Annotated in this window: 17 protein-coding genes; 12 read left to right on the plus strand and 5 right to left on the minus strand. The window is 71.6% G+C overall.

Annotated features, from left to right (window positions below):
- The first annotated feature begins 104 nt into the window (after positions 1–104).
- From ACVJ1F_RS02115 to ACVJ1F_RS02125, 3 genes are all read left to right on the plus strand, one after another.
- Positions 105–3557 carry a DNA polymerase III subunit alpha gene (locus tag ACVJ1F_RS02115; RefSeq protein WP_456884380.1) on the plus strand — a complete coding sequence of 1151 codons (3453 nt, stop codon included), beginning with the start codon at positions 105–107 and terminating at the stop codon, positions 3555–3557.
- Positions 3558–3650: 93 nt separating this feature from the next.
- Entirely contained in the window at positions 3651–4673 is a 1023-nt protein-coding gene (locus tag ACVJ1F_RS02120; protein ID WP_123570205.1) for a glutathione S-transferase family protein, read from the plus strand.
- A gap of 11 nt (positions 4674–4684) precedes the next feature.
- Positions 4685–5020 (plus strand): TraR/DksA family transcriptional regulator, encoded by a 336-nt coding sequence (locus ACVJ1F_RS02125; RefSeq protein WP_235452497.1) that lies wholly within the window; start codon positions 4685–4687, stop codon positions 5018–5020.
- A 57-nt stretch (positions 5021–5077) separates the two neighbouring features.
- Here the strand turns inward: ACVJ1F_RS02125 and ACVJ1F_RS02130 are convergent, their stop codons facing one another.
- Complete coding sequence (locus tag ACVJ1F_RS02130; RefSeq protein WP_456884383.1) at positions 5078–5794, minus strand: TetR/AcrR family transcriptional regulator; 717 nt, start codon at positions 5792–5794, stop codon at positions 5078–5080.
- Positions 5795–5918: 124 nt separating this feature from the next.
- Between ACVJ1F_RS02130 and ACVJ1F_RS02135 the strand changes: the two genes are divergently transcribed.
- The 4 genes from ACVJ1F_RS02135 (at position 5919) to ACVJ1F_RS02150 (ending at position 10454) form a co-directional block, all read left to right on the plus strand.
- Positions 5919–6842 (plus strand): NAD-dependent epimerase/dehydratase family protein, encoded by a 924-nt coding sequence (locus ACVJ1F_RS02135; RefSeq protein ID WP_456884385.1) that lies wholly within the window; start codon positions 5919–5921, stop codon positions 6840–6842.
- 231 nt (positions 6843–7073) lie between these two features.
- Complete coding sequence (locus tag ACVJ1F_RS02140; RefSeq protein ID WP_456884387.1) at positions 7074–8315, plus strand: GAF domain-containing protein; 1242 nt, start codon at positions 7074–7076, stop codon at positions 8313–8315.
- A 94-nt stretch (positions 8316–8409) separates the two neighbouring features.
- Positions 8410–9951, plus strand: a complete 1542-nt coding sequence (gene exaC, locus ACVJ1F_RS02145; protein ID WP_056045771.1) for an acetaldehyde dehydrogenase ExaC — start codon at positions 8410–8412, stop codon at positions 9949–9951.
- Positions 9948–10454, plus strand: coding sequence for a DUF779 domain-containing protein (locus tag ACVJ1F_RS02150; RefSeq protein WP_456884546.1), 507 nt, complete (start codon positions 9948–9950; stop codon positions 10452–10454). The genes exaC and ACVJ1F_RS02150 overlap by 4 nt, the downstream gene beginning before the upstream one ends.
- Before the next feature lie 22 nt (positions 10455–10476).
- Here the strand turns inward: ACVJ1F_RS02150 and ACVJ1F_RS02155 are convergent, their stop codons facing one another.
- The gene (locus ACVJ1F_RS02155) at positions 10477–11118 is read right to left on the minus strand and encodes a hypothetical protein (protein ID WP_456884389.1); all 642 of its coding nucleotides are present in this window, start codon (positions 11116–11118) and stop codon (positions 10477–10479) included.
- Between the two features lie 88 nt (positions 11119–11206).
- Here ACVJ1F_RS02155 and rplU point away from each other — a divergent pair, with 88 nt between their 5' ends.
- The 4 genes from rplU (at position 11207) to ACVJ1F_RS02175 (ending at position 14299) form a co-directional block, all read left to right on the plus strand.
- Positions 11207–11518, plus strand: a complete 312-nt coding sequence (gene rplU / locus ACVJ1F_RS02160; RefSeq protein WP_054144935.1) for a 50S ribosomal protein L21 — start codon at positions 11207–11209, stop codon at positions 11516–11518.
- Between the two features lie 14 nt (positions 11519–11532).
- Positions 11533–11799 (plus strand): 50S ribosomal protein L27, encoded by a 267-nt coding sequence (rpmA, locus tag ACVJ1F_RS02165; RefSeq protein WP_043596143.1) that lies wholly within the window; start codon positions 11533–11535, stop codon positions 11797–11799.
- A 124-nt stretch (positions 11800–11923) separates the two neighbouring features.
- The gene (locus tag ACVJ1F_RS02170) at positions 11924–13099 is read left to right on the plus strand and encodes an alcohol dehydrogenase catalytic domain-containing protein (protein WP_200412716.1); all 1176 of its coding nucleotides are present in this window, start codon (positions 11924–11926) and stop codon (positions 13097–13099) included.
- A 231-nt stretch (positions 13100–13330) separates the two neighbouring features.
- Complete coding sequence (locus tag ACVJ1F_RS02175) at positions 13331–14299, plus strand: phosphodiesterase (protein WP_456884392.1); 969 nt, start codon at positions 13331–13333, stop codon at positions 14297–14299.
- 358 nt (positions 14300–14657) lie between these two features.
- Here the strand turns inward: ACVJ1F_RS02175 and ACVJ1F_RS02180 are convergent, their stop codons facing one another.
- The gene (locus ACVJ1F_RS02180; protein WP_456884393.1) at positions 14658–15491 is read right to left on the minus strand and encodes an oxygenase MpaB family protein; all 834 of its coding nucleotides are present in this window, start codon (positions 15489–15491) and stop codon (positions 14658–14660) included.
- 38 nt (positions 15492–15529) lie between these two features.
- Here ACVJ1F_RS02180 and ACVJ1F_RS02185 point away from each other — a divergent pair, with 38 nt between their 5' ends.
- The gene (locus ACVJ1F_RS02185; RefSeq protein WP_456884395.1) at positions 15530–16006 is read left to right on the plus strand and encodes an NUDIX hydrolase; all 477 of its coding nucleotides are present in this window, start codon (positions 15530–15532) and stop codon (positions 16004–16006) included.
- Positions 16007–16221: 215 nt separating this feature from the next.
- Here ACVJ1F_RS02185 and ACVJ1F_RS02190 read toward each other — a convergent pair whose 3' ends face one another.
- Both ACVJ1F_RS02190 and ACVJ1F_RS02195 read right to left on the minus strand, forming a co-directional pair.
- Positions 16222–17877, minus strand: coding sequence for a stealth family protein (locus ACVJ1F_RS02190; RefSeq protein WP_456884548.1), 1656 nt, complete (start codon positions 17875–17877; stop codon positions 16222–16224).
- Between the two features lie 127 nt (positions 17878–18004).
- Complete coding sequence (locus ACVJ1F_RS02195; protein ID WP_456884396.1) at positions 18005–18376, minus strand: DUF6804 family protein; 372 nt, start codon at positions 18374–18376, stop codon at positions 18005–18007.

Consider the following 18376-nt stretch of genomic DNA (forward strand, 5'->3'; position numbering starts at 1 on the left):
GAGGGACGGACCACGGGGTGCGACGGCCGATCGGAGCGACGTACACTGGTCGAACACCTGTTCGAACGACCCGGCCGGGGGTTCAGCAGCCCGAGGTACCGACCATGAGCTTCACCCACCTGCGCGTCGCGTCGGCGTTCAGTGCCCACCACGGCACGGCGCACCCGAAGGCGCTCGTCGACGCCGCCGTCGCGGCGGGTGCCGACGCGGCGGCGATCACCGACCGGGACGGGCTGTACGGGGCGATCCGGCACGTCGGGGCCTGCCGGACGGCGGGCGTCGACCCGATCGTCGGGGTCGAGCTGGGCTGCCGGGACGACCGCGAGGGGTTCGTGGACGGTGGTGCCGTCGGAGGCGGGGCCGTCGGCGGGGTCGACCGCATCGTGGTGCTGGCGCACGGGGCGCGGGGCGGCGGGCCGGCGAAGGCGGGGTGGGCGGCGCTGTGCCGGCTGATCAGCGCGTCCCACGGTCGGGCCACCCGCCGCGCCAGCGGCAGTGCCAACAGCGTGGCGACCATCGCCCGGTCGCGGGTGAGGGGCTTCGTCCAGGGCGAGACCGAGCCGGCGGCGACCGTGCTGCTGGGGCCCGACTCCGACGTGGGCCGACTGGTCCAGGCGGGGCGTCACAGCGAGGCCGCGGCGTCGCTCGCCGACTGGGCGGCGACGCTGCCGGGCGGCGTGGTGGTCGAGGTGGTCTGCCACCTGACCGAGCCGGGCGAGAGCCGCAGCATCCGGCACGCCGCCCGCATGCTCGAGTTGGCCGACCACGTCGGGGTGCCGGCCGTGCTCACGAACGCCGTGCGGTACCTCGATCCCGACGAGGCCGTCACGGCCGACGTGCTCGACTCGGCAGGGCACCTGGCCGCCCTCGGCTCGTTCCGGCCCCAACCGAACGCCCAGGCCTACCTGAAGCGCCCCGCCGACATGCGCCGACTGGCCCGTCTGGTGAGCGACGCCTCGTCGTTGCCCCGCAGCGTCGGCGACGAGATGCTCGCCGCCACCGAACGCCTGGCCGACCGGTGCCGGCTCGACCCCGTCGCCGACCTCGGCTGGGGCCGCCCGAAGGTGCCGGAGCTCAGCGCGATCGGCGTCGACGGCGACCCCGACCAGGCGCTGTTCCGGCAGGCCCAGGCCGGCGTCACCGAACGCTTCGGCGACGCCGACCGTGCCCTGCGCGACAAGGTCGAGGACCGCATGCGCTACGAACTCGGCATCATCACCGGGTTCGGCTTCGCCGGGTACTTCCTCACCGTGGCCGACGTCTCGGCGCTGATGCGCGACCTGCGGGTGCGCAACGCGGCGCGGGGATCGGGGGCCGGCAGCCTCGTCACCTACCTGCTGCGCATCTCGAACGTCGACCCGATCGAGCACGACCTGCTGTTCGAGCGGTTCCTCGGCAACAAGCGCGAGACCCTGCCCGACATCGACATCGACGTCGAGGCGGCGCGGCGGCACGAGGTCTACCGGGCGATCTTCGACCGGTACGGCAGCAACCGGGTCACGCTCATGTCGATGCAGTCCACCTACCGCGGACGCGGGGCGGTGCGCGACGCCGGTCTCGCGCTGGGCCTCGACGACGAGCAGATCGACCTCGTGGCCAAGAACGTCTGGCGGTCGAACGCCCGAGACCTGCGCACGGCGATGGCCGAGAAACCCGAGCTGCGCGAGATCGCCGAACTCGCCCGGAGCAACGACCAGATCGACCTGCTCGTCGACCTCAGCGAACGGCTCGACCGTCTGCCCCGGCACATCTCGATGCACCCGTGCGGGGTCATCCTCGGCGACTCCGACCTGCTCAGCACGACCCCCGTCCAGCCCAGCGGCATCGGCCTGCCGATGAGCCAGTTCGACAAGTACGACATGAACGACGCCGGCCTGCTCAAGCTGGACGTCCTCGGCGTCCGCATGCAGAGCTCGCTCGCCTACGCCCTCGACGAGATCGAACGCGTCAACGGCCCCCGTGCCGCCCTCGCCGGAGCCCTGCCCGTCGACGTGCCCTACGTGAACCGCCAGGGTCGGATCGAGCTCGACGAGATCCCGCACGACGACGCGCCCACCTTCGAGGCGATCCGCACCACCCACACGCTCGGCATGTTCCAGATCGAGAGCCCCGGTCAGCGCGAGCTGATCGGCAAGATGCAGCCCGACCGCTACGAAGACCTCATCGCCGACATCTCGCTGTTCCGGCCCGGCCCGATGAAGGGCAACATGATCGCGCCGTTCCTCGACACCAAGCACGGATTCCAACAGCCCGACTACCTGCACCCGAGCTTCGCGTCGTTCCTCGACGACAGCTACGGGGTGGTCATCTACCACGAGCACGTGCTGCGCATCCTCGAGGCGACCATGCAGGTGTCGCTCGCCGAGGCCGACGAGATCCGACGGCACATGGGCAAGGGCGACGACGACGCGCTCGAGGCCACCTTCCGCGAGCGCACCCGCGGCAACCTCGACCCCGCGACCGGGAGGCGACGCTTCGACGACGCCGCGGTCGACCGGATCTGGGCCGCGCTCAAGGGGTTCGGGTCGTTCGGCTTCTGCAAGGCCCACGGGGCCGCGTTCGCCCTGCCGACCTACCAGAGCGCGTGGTTGAAGACCCACTACCCGGCCGAGTTCCTGGCGGGCGTCCTCACCCACGACCCGGGCATGTACCCGAAGCGGTTGCTGCTGACCGAGGCGCGACGCATGGGCGTCCCCGTGCTGCCGCTCGACGTCAACGCCTCGACCGACGTCTACCGGGTCGAGCGCCTCCGGCCGCCGGCGACCCCGATCGCGCCGACCCGGGTCGGCGACCTCGGTCTGCGGCTGTCGCTGGCCGACGTGCACGGCATCAGCGACGCCGAGCTGGCCCGGGTGGTCGTGAACCGTCCCTACGACTCGATCACCGACTTCTGGCAGCGGGCGACGCCGTCCCGATCGCTCTTCGAGCGCCTGGCGCAGGTCGGGGCGCTCGACTCGGTCGCCGGGCCAGGCCGCACCCGCGGCGACGTCCTGGCGCGGGTGCGAGCGCTCACCGGCCGGTCGTCGCGCCCGAAGGCCACCGACGTCGAGAACCAGCTCGACTTCTCGATCGACGACTCCGACACGGTGCCGACCGGCACGCCCGACGTCGACGCCCGGCAGCGGGTCGCCGACGAGCTCGACATCCTCTCGATGGAGGTCAGCGAACACGTGATCGAGAGCTACCGGCCCATGCTCGACGACCTGGGCGTGGTGCGCGCCGCCGACCTGCGCGACCACTGGAACGGCACGACCGTGCTCGTGGCGGGCATCCGCATCGCGACCCAGACCCCGCCGATGCGCAGCGGCAAACGCGTGGTCTTCATCAGCCTCGACGACGGCAGCGGCTGCTCCGACTCCACGTTCTTCGAGGAGGCCCAGGCCCGCGCCGGCTCGCTGCTGTTCGGCACGCAGCTGATGGTGATCCAGGGACGCACGCGTCGCACCGGCGAGCGCGGCATCTCGCTCGAGGCCGAGAACGCGTGGGACCTCAAGGCGATGTGGCGCGACTGGAACGCGGCCCGCGCCTCCTCGTCCCTGGCCGTCGGCAACTCCTGACCCGTGTCGCCACCACGGCGGCCGGGGCCGCCGCTCGTCCCTGCACGTCGCAGCAGCCAGGAATTGCCGACACCCCGTGCGTAGGGTGGCGACATGAGCGATCAGCAGGTCAAGGGCAGCTACGTCGAACCGGGTCAGGAGTACACCCGCGACACCAACTACATCGAGGACCGCATCACGCGCGATGCCGTCGACGGGTGGCCGGTCGAGGCCGGTCGCTACCGCCTGGTCGCCGCCCGGGCCTGCCCCTGGGCGAACCGCAGCGTCATCTCGCGACGCCTGCTCGGGCTGGAGGACGCGATCTCGCTCGGCCTGCCCGGCCCCACGCACGACGCCCGCAGCTGGACCTTCGACCTCGACCCCGACGGTCGTGACCCCGTCCTCGGCATCGAACGCCTCCAAGAGGCGTTCTTCGCCCGCACGCCCGACTACCCGCGCGGCATCACCGTGCCGGCGATCGTCGACGTGCCGAGCGGCAAGGTCGTCACGAACGACTTCCCCCAGATCACCCTCGACTTCGCGACCGAGTGGACCGCCCACCACCGTGAGGGCGCCCCCGACCTCTACCCCGAGGCCCTCCGCGGCGAGATCGACGAGGTGAACGCCGTGGTCTTCCACGACGTCAACAACGGGGTCTACCGCGCCGGTTTCGCCGGGTCGCAGAAGAGCTACGAGCGGGCCTACCGCACCCTCTTCGAGCGGCTCGACTGGTTGTCCGAGCGACTGGCCGGTCAGCGCTACCTCGTGGGCGACACCATCACCGAGGCCGACATCCGGCTGTTCACCACGCTCGCCCGGTTCGACGCCGTCTACCACGGGCACTTCAAGTGCAACCGGAACAAGCTCAGCGAGATGCCGGTGCTCTGGGCCTACGCCCGCGACCTGTTCCAGACCCCCGGGTTCGGCGACACGATCGACTTCGACCAGATCAAGGCGCACTACTACGTCGTGCACTCCGACATCAACCCCACGGGCATCGTCCCGGTCGGGCCGGACGCCTCGGGATGGCTCACCGACCACGGGCGCGAGCAGCTCGGTGGCCGCCCCTTCGGCGACGGCACTCCCCCGGCACCGCCCCGCGCCGGCGAAGAGGTGCCGACGCTCGTCGGGGCCTGAGGCACCGCCTCGTGCTCGATCCCTCGGACCGGTTGCGCACCACACGCGACGAGGCCCTGGCGCTGGCCGCGCGACTGCTCGGGGACATGGAGGCGGTGGCCGCGGCCCGCGAGGGAGCCAACGTCGACGACGAGCACGACCCCGAGGGGTCCACGATCGCCTACGAACGGTCGCAGCTCGACGCCGTCCGGCGATCGGCCCTCGAACGCGCCGCCGACGCCGAGGCCGCCCTGGCCCGGCTCGCCGACGGCACCTTCGGGCGCTGCGAGCGATGTGCGGCCCGGATCGGCGACGCTCGGCTCGAGGCGCGACCCACCGCCCGACTCTGCATCGACTGCGCGAGCTGACCCGCGCCTCCTGCCGGTGCCTCGTCCCGCGCCCACAGCGGGGGCGTCAGCGGGGCGTCAGCCCCAGATGCGAGCGATCTGCTCGTCGAGGAACGACTCGAACCAGGCGTCGCGGTCGGTGACGACGTTGGTGAGGTGACCGAAGAGCTCGAAGCTGAGATGCCCGTAGAGGGCCGTCCAGGCGGTGATGCCCGCGGCCAGCACACCGGGGGCGACCGACGCCCCGAGGCCCTGGGCGAGCTGCGTGAACTCGTCGGCCAGGCCGGCTCGCACGGGCATCGCCCGCAACGTGGCTCCGCTCGCCGCCGCGTCGTCGACCGCCCCGAGCAGGAGCAGCCCCACCGCGATCGCCGGTTCGACGGTGTCGACGGGGGCCGCGTACCCGGGGACGGGTGAGCCGTAGAGCAGGGCGTAGCGGTGCGGGTCGGCGATCGCCCAGCGACGGGTCGCACGGGCCGTCGCGCGGAACCGCTCCCGGTGGTCGGCCCGGTCGACGGCCTGCTCGGCCCGACGGGCGGCCTCGGCGAGGTCGACGTAGGCGTCGGTGATCAGGCGGGTCAGCAGGGCGTCGCGGCTCGGGAAGTACCGGTAGATCGCCGAGGACGCCATGCCCAGGTCGCGCGCGACGGCGCGCACCGAGAGGGCGGCCGCTCCCACCTCGGCCAGCTGCCGGTGGGCCGAGGCGAGGGCGCGCTCGACGATCTCGGTCCGTGCCCGCTCGCGGACGCCCCCCACGGCCCGGTCGCGTCCGTCGTCCCCTGCGTTCGTGGTCATGCCCCGATCCTGTCGTCCGAGAGCACGCGACACAAACGAGAGCACCGCTCTTGCGTGTCGGGCCGCCCGACCCTAGGGTCAGATCCGAGAGCACCGCTCTCGCTCATTGCCCCAGGAGGACCCCATGCCCACCCATCTCGTCGTCGGAGCCGGAGCCATCGGCACCCCCCTCGTCCGCCGCCTCGCCGAGCGGGGCGACACCGTGCGCGTCGCCACCCGCCGCGGCACCGCGATCGCCGGGGCCGCCCCGTTCACGCTCGACGCCAAGGACGCCGCCGCCCTGACGAACGCGGCCCACGGCGTCGACACGATCGTGGTCTGTTCGAACCCGCCCTACCCCGCCTGGGGCGTCGAGTGGCCGGCCATCACCACGGCCCTGATCGAGACGGCCTCCACCACGGGGGCGGGCATCGTGCTGATGGGCAACCTCTACGGCCACGGGCCGGTGTCCGAGCCGATGACCGAGCACACGCCCCTCGCCTCCGCCGAGGGGAAGGGCAGGGTGCGTGCCGACAGCTGGCAGCGGCTCCTCGCCGCGGCCGACCGGGGCGTCCGGGCCGTCGAGGTGCGCGCGAGCGACTACTTCGGGCCCGGCGCCGCGCGCAACACCCACCTCGGCAGCGACTTCTTCGGGCCGCTCGTCGCGGGCCGCACCGCCCACGCGGTCGGCGACGTGACCCAGCCGCACGCCTGGGCGTACCTGCCCGACGTCGTCTCGACCCTCGTGGCCGCCATCGACCGCGACGAGTGGGGACGCGCCTGGCTGACGCCGCACGCCACCCACGCCTCACGGGTCGCGATCGCCGAGGAGGCGCGGCGCCGGTACGGCCTGACCGGTCGCGTCCGCCCGTGGAACCCGCTGCTGTGGGCCGGCCTGACCCGCACGGTGCCGTTCCTCCGCGAGGTGAGGGCGATGCAGTACCAGTTCGACTCGCCCTTCGTCGTGGACTCGTCCGAGAGCGAACGCCTGCTCGACATCGGACCGACCCCGTGGCCCGAGGCGCTGGACGCGACGATCGCGGCCGCCCGCGACGCCGTGCGTCGGTGACTCCTGACTCCTGTCGCCCGCGCACGACGACGGCCCCTGCCCCCGGGGACGTCCCGCGACGGCGCGACGGGAAGCAGGAGTTGCCGACGGGACCGGCGGTTCCCCGAGGTCACAGCAGACCCCCACGCGCCGCCCTTCCCCGACGGCCGCACGCCGCCGTACGCTGACAGCACCCCGGCGACGACGCCGCACGACGGCCGACTCGCCCCGATCGACGACGATTGGTGCTCCATGACGCTGACCGCGAGCCGTCCGCCCCGCGACGTCGGGCCGCAGCGCCGGGTGGTGCGCGACTCGTGGGACCGCGCCTCCCGGCACCGGCTCGATCCCGACGGCCTGCCCCGACTCGAGCTGCCCGAGGACGACCTCGACGACTGGCGTCGGGACCACCCGTTGGCACTCGCGCTGCCCGTGGTGCGTCGTCTGCTCACGGACGACGTCTCGGGCTCGGGACTGCTCGTCGCGCTGGGCGACGAGCACGGACGCCTGCTCTGGGTCGAGGGCGACCACGCGGCCCGCCGCCGCGCCGAGGACATGCTGTTCGTCGCCGGTGCGGGCTGGTCGGAGTCGCGGGTCGGCACCTCGGCCCCGGGCACCGCCCTCGTGCTCGACCGGGGCGTGCAGATCCGCGGCGACGAGCACTGGAACCACCGCGTGCGGGCCTGGAGCTGCACGGCCGTCCCGGTCCACGATCCCGTCGACGGGCACGTCATCGGAGTCGTCGACATCACGGGAGACGAGCGGGCGGCCGGCTCGTTGACGCTGCCCCTGGTCACGGCGACCGTCGCGGCCGTGGAGGCGCACCTCGCGCTCCTGGGATTCGCCGCGGTCGATCGCGTCCCGACCCGCACCCCCCGGCGGCCGGTCCGATCCGGTCCGGACTCCCCCGCCGGCCTGACGACCCTGGGCCGTGACGAAGCCGTCCTCACGGTCGGGGACGGCCGCATCGCGCTGGGTGCCCGGCACTCCGAGATCATGACCCTGCTCGCCCACCGGACCGCCGGCTACACCGCTCACGGGTTGGCCGACGCGGTCTACGGCGACGTCGACGCGGTGTCCACCCTGCGCCCCGAGATGGTGCGCCTGCGGCACGTCGTCGAGGCCCTCGACCCCACGCTGGTCCCCCTGTCGCGCCCGTACCGCCTGCCCCGCCCGGTGGCCCTCGACCTCGACGCGCTCGTCGGACTCGTCGACCGCGGTGCCCACCGCGCCGCCGTGCGAGCCGACACCGGCCCGGCGCTGCCCTCGTCCACGGCACCCGGCGTCGTGGCGCTGCGGGTCGAGGTCGCGGCGACCGTCCGGGACGCGCTGCTCACCGGCGGGTCGATCGAGAGCCTGGTGTCCTACTCCGAGTCGGACGCGGGTCGCGACGACGTGCGCGTGCTGCTCGAGCTGCTGCGTCGGCTTCCGCCGGGATCGCCCCGGCGGACGCACCTGGTCGCGCACCTCGAGGCGCTCGGAGGCCGGGACTGACGCGCAACCGGATGCAACCCCGCCCGACGTAGCCTGCCGCCAGCGGCGGGCGACCCCCGCCACCGACCCGACACCGTCGTCGAAAGGGACCGTCATGACCGTCACCACTCCCCCGAACACCTACGCCGCGCCGGGACGGCCCGACGCGAAGGTGGCCTTCAAGCCCCGCTACGACCACTTCATCGGCGGCGAGTACGTCGCCCCGGCGAGCGGGCAGTACTTCGAGAACCCGAGCCCGGTGAACGGCAAGGTCTTCACCGAGGTCGCCCGGGGCAACGCCGCGGACGTCGACAAGGCGGTCGAGGCCGCCTGGCGCGCGTTCGACTCGTGGAAGAAGACGACGATCGCCCAACGCGCGCTGATCCTCAACAGGATCGCCGACGTCATGGAGGCGAACCTCGAGATGCTCGCCGTCGCCGAGACCTGGGACAACGGCAAGCCCATCCGTGAGGCCCTCGCCGCCGACGTCCCGCTCGCGATCGACCACTTCCGCTACTTCGCCGGGGCGATCCGGGCGCAGGAGGGTTCGACCGGCGAGATCGACGCCGACACCGTCGCCTACCACTTCCACGAACCGCTCGGCGTGGTCGGCCAGATCATCCCCTGGAACTTCCCGCTGCTGATGGCCGTGTGGAAGCTCGCCCCCGCCCTCGCCGCCGGCAACTGCGTCGTCCTCAAGCCGGCCGAGCAGACCCCCGCGTCGATCCACGTCTTCATGGACCTCGTCAAGGACCTCCTGCCCGCCGGGGTGCTCAACATCGTCAACGGCTTCGGCGTCGAGGCCGGCGCCCCCCTGGCGAGCCACCCGAACATCCGCAAGATCGCGTTCACCGGCGAGACCACCACCGGGCGCCTGATCATGCAGATGGCGAGCGAGAACCTCATCCCGGTGACGCTCGAGCTCGGCGGCAAGAGCCCGAACGTCTTCTTCGCCGACGTCGCCGACGAACGGGACGACTTCTACGACAAGGCCCTCGAGGGCTTCTCGTTCTTCAACCTGAACTCGGGCGAGGTGTGCACCTGCCCGAGCCGGGCGCTCGTGCAGCAGTCGATCTACGACCAGTTCACCGCCGACGGCGTCGAGCGGGTGAAGAAGGTGAAGCAGGGCGACCCGCTCTCGATGGACACCATGATCGGCGCCCAGGCGTCCAACGACCAGCTCGAGAAGATCCTGAGCTACATGGACATCGGCAAGCAGGAAGGCGCGACGCTGTTGCTCGGCGGCGACCGGGCCGACCTGGGCGGCGACCTGACCGGCGGCTACTACGTCAACCCGACGATCTTCGAGGGCCGCAACTCGATGCGGATCTTCCAGGAGGAGATCTTCGGCCCCGTCCTGTCCCTGACGAGCTTCAGCGACTACGACGACGCCATCAAGATCGCCAACGACACCCTCTACGGTCTCGGTGCCGGCGTCTGGAGCCGCAACGGTGCCCAGCTCTACCGGGCCGGCCGCGACATCCAGGCCGGTCGCGTCTGGTCGAACACGTACCACCAGTACCCCGCCGGGGCGGCGTTCGGCGGCTACAAGCAGTCCGGCATCGGTCGCGAGAACCACAAGATGATGCTCGACCACTACCAGCAGACCAAGAACCTGCTGGTCAGCTACGCGGACGGTCCGATGGGCTTCTTCTGATGACGCCCGAGCAGACGGCCGCCGCCGCGCCGGCAGCGGCAGCAGCCGAGGAGGCGCGGGTCGGCGCGGTCACGCCGGCCCCCGCCTCCGGGACGGTCGCCGCCACCCCCTCCCGGGTCGACGTCTCCCCCGAGGCGGCGGCGTTCCTCGTGTCCCTGACGGCGCAGCACGGCCCGCTGATGTTCCACCAGTCGGGTGGCTGCTGCGACGGTTCGTCGCCGATGTGCTACCCCGTCGGGTTCTTCCGGGTGGGAGCCGTCGACGTCCATCTGGGCGACCTGCACGTCGACGGGATCGACCCGATCGAGGTCTACATGTCCCGGAGCCAGTTCGAGTACTGGAAGTACACGCACCTCACGATCGACGTCGTGCCGGGCCGCGGGGCCGGGTTCTCGATCGAGAGCCCGGAAGGCCGGCGGTTCCTGATCAGGTCACGACTGCTGGACGACGACGAGCTGCGGGCGTTCGGACTCGACGACGCGGTGGGCGACACCCCGGCCTGATCGGCCGACGCCGCCCGGGGACTCAGTCGGTCGGCGGGTGGGGCAGGGCGTAGACGCCGTGCCCCACCCGGTCGACCACTCCCTGCCGGGCGAGGACGCTCAACGTCGACAGCACGCTGCTCCGACGGTAGTCGGGCAGGGCGGCGACGATCTCGGTGGTGCGCCGGGCGCCGTTCCGCAGCACCTCGGGCACGCGGTCGGCCAGGGAGTCGCCGACGGGCGCGGTCGCCCGGGCGACGTCCGTCGGGTCGCCGGCCCGCGCCTCCTGGTCGTACTCGGCCCGGGCCTGGTCGAGTCCCTCGGCCGAGACCCGGGTGGTCGCACCGTCGGCACCGGAGGCGTGCGCGTAGGGCGCGAGGGTGAGCGATCGGCCGACGCGCGCGTACACGGCCGAGGCGCTGGTGCCCTGGTGCTCGGCGATCTCGGGGTACGACGCGCCGCCGAGCAGCAGCACCGCCTCGCCCTCGAGGCCGAGCCACTGGCCGAGGCTCGCGATCTCCCAGCCGGCGGTCGTCACGGCCGAACCCCAGACCTCGATGTCGTCGGCGTGCTCGGTGGTGAGCGTCTCGAGGTCGTCCAGCAGGTCGAGGAGTCGCCGGCGGGCGTCGTCGACGATCTCGGCCGTGAACTGCGGCGGGCGGCGAAGTTTGATCGGTCGTGACATTTGTGAAAGACTATCCAAGTTGCCTTCGTGGCACCACGACGTCGTCCGGCAGTCCGGGCGTCACATCCCCCACTTTTTTGGAGTTCCCATGGCTTTCGCAATCGTGCGCGCCGGTGGCCGTCAGGAGAAGGTCGAGGTCGGCACGATCCTGACCGTCGACCGCCTCAAGGCCGCGACCGCCGACACCGTCTCGTTCGTCCCCGTCCTGCACGTCGACGGCGACACCATCCTGTCGGGCGACGACCTGGCCAAGGTCACCGTCGAGGGCGAGGTGCTGAACGACCTGCGCGGCCCGAAGATCGTCATCCAGAACTACAAGAACAAGACCGGCTACAAGCGTCGCATGGGCTTCCGTGCCGACCTGACCCGCGTCAAGATCACCTCGATCACCACCAACTAAGGGGCTGACACCACATGGCACACAAAAAGGGCGCATCGTCCACCCGCAACGGTCGTGACTCGAACGCACAGCGCCTCGGCGTGAAGCGCTTCGGCGGCCAGGTCGTCCTCGCCGGCGAGATCATCGTCCGCCAGCGCGGCACCCACTTCCACCCCGGCGTCAACGTCGGCCGCGGCGGCGACGACACCCTCTTCGCCCTCGCCCCCGGCTCGGTCGAGTTCGGCAACAAGGGCGGCCGCAAGGTCGTCAACATCGTCGCCTCCGCGACGGCCGTCGCCTAGGCGACAGCACACGCGTGATCCGCCTCGGGGCGGTCGGGCCCAGGCCCGGCCGCCCCGAGGCTTTTCCGTGCCCGCTGTACCCCTCGTCCAGGCGGCACGGGGTGAGGACGCGTAGACGGGAACGATGAAGGCACTCACGTACCAGTCCGTCACCAACGTCTCCGTCGAGGACGTCCCCGATCCCACGATCATCGACCCGAGCGACGCCGTCATCAAGGTCACCTCGGCCGCGATCTGCGGAAGCGACCTGCACCTGTACGACGCCCTGGGCGCGTTCCTCGACAAGGGCGACGTGCTCGGCCACGAGACCATGGGCATCGTCACCCAGGTCGGTTCCGAGGTCAGCCGCATCAAGGTCGGCGACCGCGTCGTCGTCCCCTTCGTCATCGCGTGCGGCCACTGCTTCATGTGCGACCGCGGACTCTTCTCGCAGTGCGAGACCACCCAGGTCACCGAGTACGACTCGGGCGCCACCCTCTACGGCTTCAGCAAGCTCTACGGCCAGGTGCCCGGTGGCCAGGCCGAGCAGCTGCGGATCGCGCGTGCCGACGCCAACCTCGTGAAGGTCGGCGCCGACCTGCCCGACGAGCGCTACCTCTTCCTCAGCGACATCCTGCCGACCGCCTGGCAGGGCGTCGAGTACGCCCAGGTGCCCGAAGGCGGCACCCTGGTCGTCCTGGGCCTCGGCCCGGTCGGCCAGTTCGCGTCGCGCATCGGCAAGTACCGCGGCTACCGCGTCATCGGCATCGACCCCGTGCCCGAGCGTCGCGCCATGGCCGAGCGCCACGGCGTCGAGGTCCTCGACCTGACGAAGGACGTCGCCGACGTCGTCAAGGGCATGACCGATGACCGCGGACCCGACTCCGTCGTCGACGCCGTCGGCATGGAGGCACACGAGCACGCCGGCATCGGCCTCGTGCAGAAGTTCGCCGCCGCCCTGCCCGACGCGATCGGCCAGGCCGTCATGCAGAAGGCAGGCATCGACAGCCTCGGCGCCATGCACCTCGCCTTCGAGATCGTCCGCCGTGGCGGCACCGTCTCGCTCAGCGGGGTCTACGGCGGCACGGCCGACCCCACGCCCTTCCTCACGCTCTTCGACAAGCAGATCACCATCAAGATGGGCCAGTGCAACGTCCAGAAGTGGATGGACACCCTGATGCCCCTCGTCGAGGACCCGACCGACCCGCTCGGCACCGAGGACCTCGTCACCCACCCGGTGCCGCTCTCCGAGGCCGCCGCCATGTACGACGTCTTCAAGAACAAGGAGGACGGTTGCATCAAGGTCGTCCTCAAGCCCTGACGCCTCGACACGTCAGAGACCTCGACGACGCGACCCCCGCCTCCTGGGGGTCGCGTCGTCCCGTGGGGCGGGCTAGCGTCGTCGATCGGGAATGCGGCCTGTTCGACGACCGTTCACCGAAACGCGCGCGCACGTTCACCCCACTCATGGCAATCGGGTGATGGACTGGTGACGAATCAACAACGAGGGTCTCGTCCCGAGCCCACGTCGGCGACATCGATTGAGAGAACCATGGATCTCCGGACGGCCGAACACCCCAGGCCGAACCACTTCATCCTGCACCTCAGCGACACGCACCTCGTCGGCGGTGACCGCGACCTCTACGGCGCCGTCGACAGCGAGGCCCGGCTCCGCCAGATCATGGACGAGATCGAGGCGTCCGACGGGCGGCCCGAGGCCATCGTCTTCACGGGCGACCTCGCCGACAAGGGCGAGCCGGAGGCCTACCGCAAGCTCCGCGCCCTGATCGAGCCCGTCGCCGAGCGACTCGGCGCCCAGGTCATCTGGGCCATGGGCAACCACGACGACCGCAGCGCGTTCCGGTCCGAGCTCTTCGGGCAGCTGCCGTCGCAGCGACCCGTCGATCTCGTCTACGACGTCAACGGCCTGCGCGTCATCACCCTCGACACGACCGTGCCCGGCCACCACTTCGGCCGGCTCTCGGGTGACCAGCTCGACTGGCTCGCCGAGGAGCTCTCGACCGATGCCCCCGACGGCACCATCATCGCCATGCACCACCCGCCGGTCCCGAGCGTGCAAGACCTGACGGCCCTCGTCGAGCTGCGTGACCAGGCGGCCCTCGCCGAGGTGATCGAGGGCAGCGACGTCCGCTCCATCATCGCCGGGCACCTGCACTACTCGACCAACGCCACCTTCGCGGGCGTGCCCGTCTCGGTCGCGTCGGCCACCTGCTACACGCAGGACCTCAACGTCTCCGGCGGCGGCACCCGCGGCCGCGACGGTGCCCAGGCGTTCAACCTGGTGCACGTCTACGAGGGCACCGTCGTGCACTCGGTCGTGCCGATCGGCACCTACGAGACCGTGGGCGAGTACGTGCCCGCCGACGTGGTGGCCGAGCGGCTCGCCGTCGCCGGCGTGCGCATAGCCCCCGCCGCCCCCCGCCACCGCGCGACGGACACGGCACCGGTGCCCGTGGTGCCGCGTGACCTCGCGCTGACGGGGCCGATCGACACGCTCTGACCGGGCGGGCCCGCCCGCCGCAGCCGGTCTCGTGCACCGTCGGCAACTCCTGCCTCCTGCTGCGCGCGACGGCCGGCGCCGCCTTCCCTGGCCCGTCGTGCAGCACGGAGCAGGAGTTGCCGACCCACTCGGTGCCGTCGACCCCGCCCGTCCCGACGCAGCCACGCCGACGACGACCGACCGCCCCGAACACGGTCCGCGCGAGTCGGCAATTCCTGCTTCACGTCGCTCGATCGACGCCGACACGCCCCCGCCTACGATCGCCGTGACGGGAGTCAGGAATTGCCGACGAGGGACGAGGACGCCGTGACGGGGAGCGGGACGTGCCGACCCGGACGCCGGCGACGGGCGGACCGGGTCAGCCGTGGGCGGGGGTGCGGGCCTCCGCGGCCATGGCCGCGCGCAGCCGACGCAGGTACCCGTCGCGGAGGACGTGACGGAGGCGCGGTGGCAGATTCGGGACGACCGCAGCCGTGACGCGCATCACGCGGTCGTAGCGGCGTTGGATGGCCGGCGACCAGGGCAGGCCGAAGTCGTCACGGACACGAGCCGGCAACGACCCCGCGGTGACGAGCCGGGCGAGCGGCATCACCGCCCTCAGCCACCACGGCCCCGTCGTCGGGTGCAACAACTCGTGGGCGACCCGACGCGTGACGTCGTCCACCACGAGGCGCGCGACGGCGTCGTCCCAGTAGCGCCGGAACGACGCCGCATCGGCCGGCCACAGCTCGCGCGGCATCTGCAGCGACGTGCCGACGAGGGCGTAGTCCTGGTAGACGGTCTCGGCGTGGGCCGGGTCGATCGGCCCGTGGACCCGCTCGAACAGCTGCACGGCCGAGTCGTAGAGCGTGGCTGCGACCCAGAGCTGCAGATCGGGGTCGAACGCGTCGTACCGGACCGGCGAGGACCCGCCGTCGTGCACCGGACGGTGCGCCCGCCCGACGACCCGGCGGACGTGGGCCACCTCGGACGGGGTGCCGAAGACGATGGCGTAGAGGTACGTCATGGTGCCGTGCAGCCGCGACAACGGGCGCTCGACGAAGTCGCTGTGCTCGGCGACGCCGTGCCCCACCCCGGGGTTCGCGAGTTGCAGCAGGATCGCCCTGCCCCCACCGGCCAGGAGCAACGACTCGCCCGCCATGTCGGAGATGCGCCGCACGTCCGAGCCGTGAAGGGTCCAGGGCAGTCGCATGCGGTCAGCCTACGGCGGGCCGTCGATAGGGTGCTGACATGGCCACCCCCGACTTCGTCCTGTCCCTGCGCGAGAAGATCGGCACGGCACCGCTGTGGCTCGCCGGCGTCACCGCGGTCGTGGTGCGCGATGACGAGACGTTGCTGGTGCGCCGAGCCGACACCGGCGCCTGGACGCCGGTGACGGGCATCGTCGACCCGGGCGAGCACCCCGCCGACGCTGCCGTCCGCGAGACCCTCGAGGAAGCCGACCTGAACGTCGTCCCCGAACGGCTGGCCTCGATCGGAGTGACCGACGAGGTCGTCTACCCGAACGGCGACCGCGCGCAGTACCTCGACCACACGTTCGTGATGCGCTACGTGTCGGGCGAGCCCTCCCCCGCGGACGGCGAGAACACCGAGGCCCGCTGGTTCCGGCTGGACGACCTGCCGACCATGGGCCCGGACATGCTCTCTCGTCTCGACGCCGCACTCTCGGGCGAACAGGCCGCCCGCTTCGGCACCTCGTCGAACTGAGCGGCCGTCCGGAGGACGGTGACGGCCACCGCGCCGGTGACCGGCGTCGGCACCCGGCGCCAGTGACCGGCACCCGGCGCCCGGCGTCGGCACCCGGCGCCGGTGACCGGCACCCGGCGCCAGTGACCGGCACCCGGCGCCAGTGACCGGCACCCGGCACCCGCGACCGGTGACCGGCGACGCCCGTCACACCCGCGACGCGGGTACGGCCGGCGTCAGTCCGACCCTTCGAGCCCCCGCTGGGACGACGGTCCGGTCGCCTCGCCCGACTGCGCCGCCTCGGCTCCGAGTGCCCGCCTGTCCTGCTCGGCGTTCTCGAGGGCGACGCGCTGCATCTCGTCCTTCTCCCACGGTGCGGGGAACGGGTAGTACCGCTCGAGGAAGTCCGTGACCGTCGCGGTCCGCTCGTCGTCGGTGACCTCGGGGAAGCTGCCGTCGTTGAGGCAGAAGAAGTCGAACGCGCGTTTCTTCAGCACCTCGGACAACGACGCCAGGCCCGACACCATCGTGGTGTCGATGTAGCTGACCTTCGCGTTCTCCTGCACGATCGCCCGACCCGTCATCAGCGAGTAGTAGTGGTAGAGCGAGTTCGTGACCGAGATGTTCTCCTTCGCACGGAAGGGGCTGCCGGCGGTGGCGGCGAACTCGTCGGCGAACTCGTGCTCCATCTCGAACAGGACGCTGCGGCGCAGCGGCGCGGCCGTGTGCTCGAGGTGGCGGGTGAGGACGCGGCCGAAGCGCTGCTGCAGCAGGCGGCGGTTGACCCGCGCGGCGTTCTCGAACCCGCTGCGGTCGATGTTGTTGTGCCCGAGCCCGATGCGGGTGTCGGCCTCGATGAACTTGGTGACGGAGCCCGGAGAGAAGAACATGCTCGGCGCGACGGGTCGCCCGAAGAACATGTCGTCGTTCGAGTACAGGAAGTGCTCGCTGAGACCCTCGATGTGGTGCAGCTGCGACTCGACGGCCTGCGAGTTGTGCGTCGGGAGCATCGAGAGGTCGCTGAAGAACTCCTCGCTGCGCACGACGCGGACGCGGGGGTGCTCGCCCAACCACTCTGGCACGGGCGAGTCGGTCGCGATGTAGATGTTCCGGACCCACGGGGCGAACATGTAGACCGACCGCAGGGCGTACTTGAGCTCGTCGATCTGACGGAACCGGGCCGCCGAGTCGTCGCCCTCGCCGACCACGTGACGCTTGGCCTGGGCGGCCCGGGCACGCTGGTACTCGATGGAGTTGCCGTCGACCCACGAGAAGACGATGTCGATGTCGAAGGTGATGTCGGTGGCGTGGTCGTCGAACATGTGCTCGAGGGTGGGCCACTCGATGCCGTACCGCTCGACCGTCTGTTCGACGGCCTCGGCACGGGGCAGTTCGGTGCGCATCAGCGCGTTCTCGGTCGGGGCGAGGATCTCGTCGTCGGTGATGATCCAGAACTCGACCTGCACGGCCGTGCCCGCGCCGTAGCGGAGGCGGCCAATGGGCTCGACGCGGGGCCGGTAGACACGGAAGACCCGCTCCGTCTCGAGCTCGAGCCCGCCCTCGACGACGAGGGACGCCTGACCCTTGCGGGGCTTGGCGTAGAAGGGCTCGGTGGCCGAGGCCGCGACCATGGCGGCGGTGAAGCGGTCACGGTGCACGGTGTCGACGGCGATCACGGGGCGGACGTCGTTGCCGCGAACGAGCAGGAAGGGCACCTGGGCGGCGTCGAGCACACGCCGGATGTAGAGCAGGTCCTCGATCATCGACTGCTGGGGCGTGAGGTGACCGTTGAGGAGCGTGAACTGGCCCTTGCGGACCACGACGTCCTCTCGGTCGAGACCACCGGCTCGGTGACGAGGGGTCAGGAGGGGACTCTCGGACGCGCCGACCATCTCTGACGTACCGGGGATCTCCGTGGCCATGCAGACTCAACCTTCCGTGCGGGCCTCGGGCGGGCGGACGCACCCTCGGCATTTTACGGGGTCGGAGGCACCTCGGCGGATCCGCTGCCCACGACGGTCAGCGGCGGCCTCGGACCGGGGCCGCCCCCGTGGTCGTCGTGGCGGCGGTCGGCACCTTCACGAGCACCCCGACGGCGATCATGAGCGCCGCGGCGACGAACTGCAGCCCCTGCCAGAGGTCGGGCTGGACGGGCACCACGAACACCGGGTTCCAGAGGACGGCCACGGCGGCGAGCAGGGGCAGCGACCACCAGGCACGCCCCCGGTAGGCGAAGACGAGGACGATGAGGGCGAAGATCGACACCACGTACCGGAACACGGTGAAGACGTCCGAGCCGAGCAACGCGGTGCCGGCCAGCAGCGCGATGGCCGCGATCAGGCCGGGCGCCAGGGCCGGACGCGTGAACGCGGGGGCGGTGGGGGTGGGCAC

The sequence above is a fragment of the Frigoribacterium sp. 2355 genome (assembly GCF_054060695.1).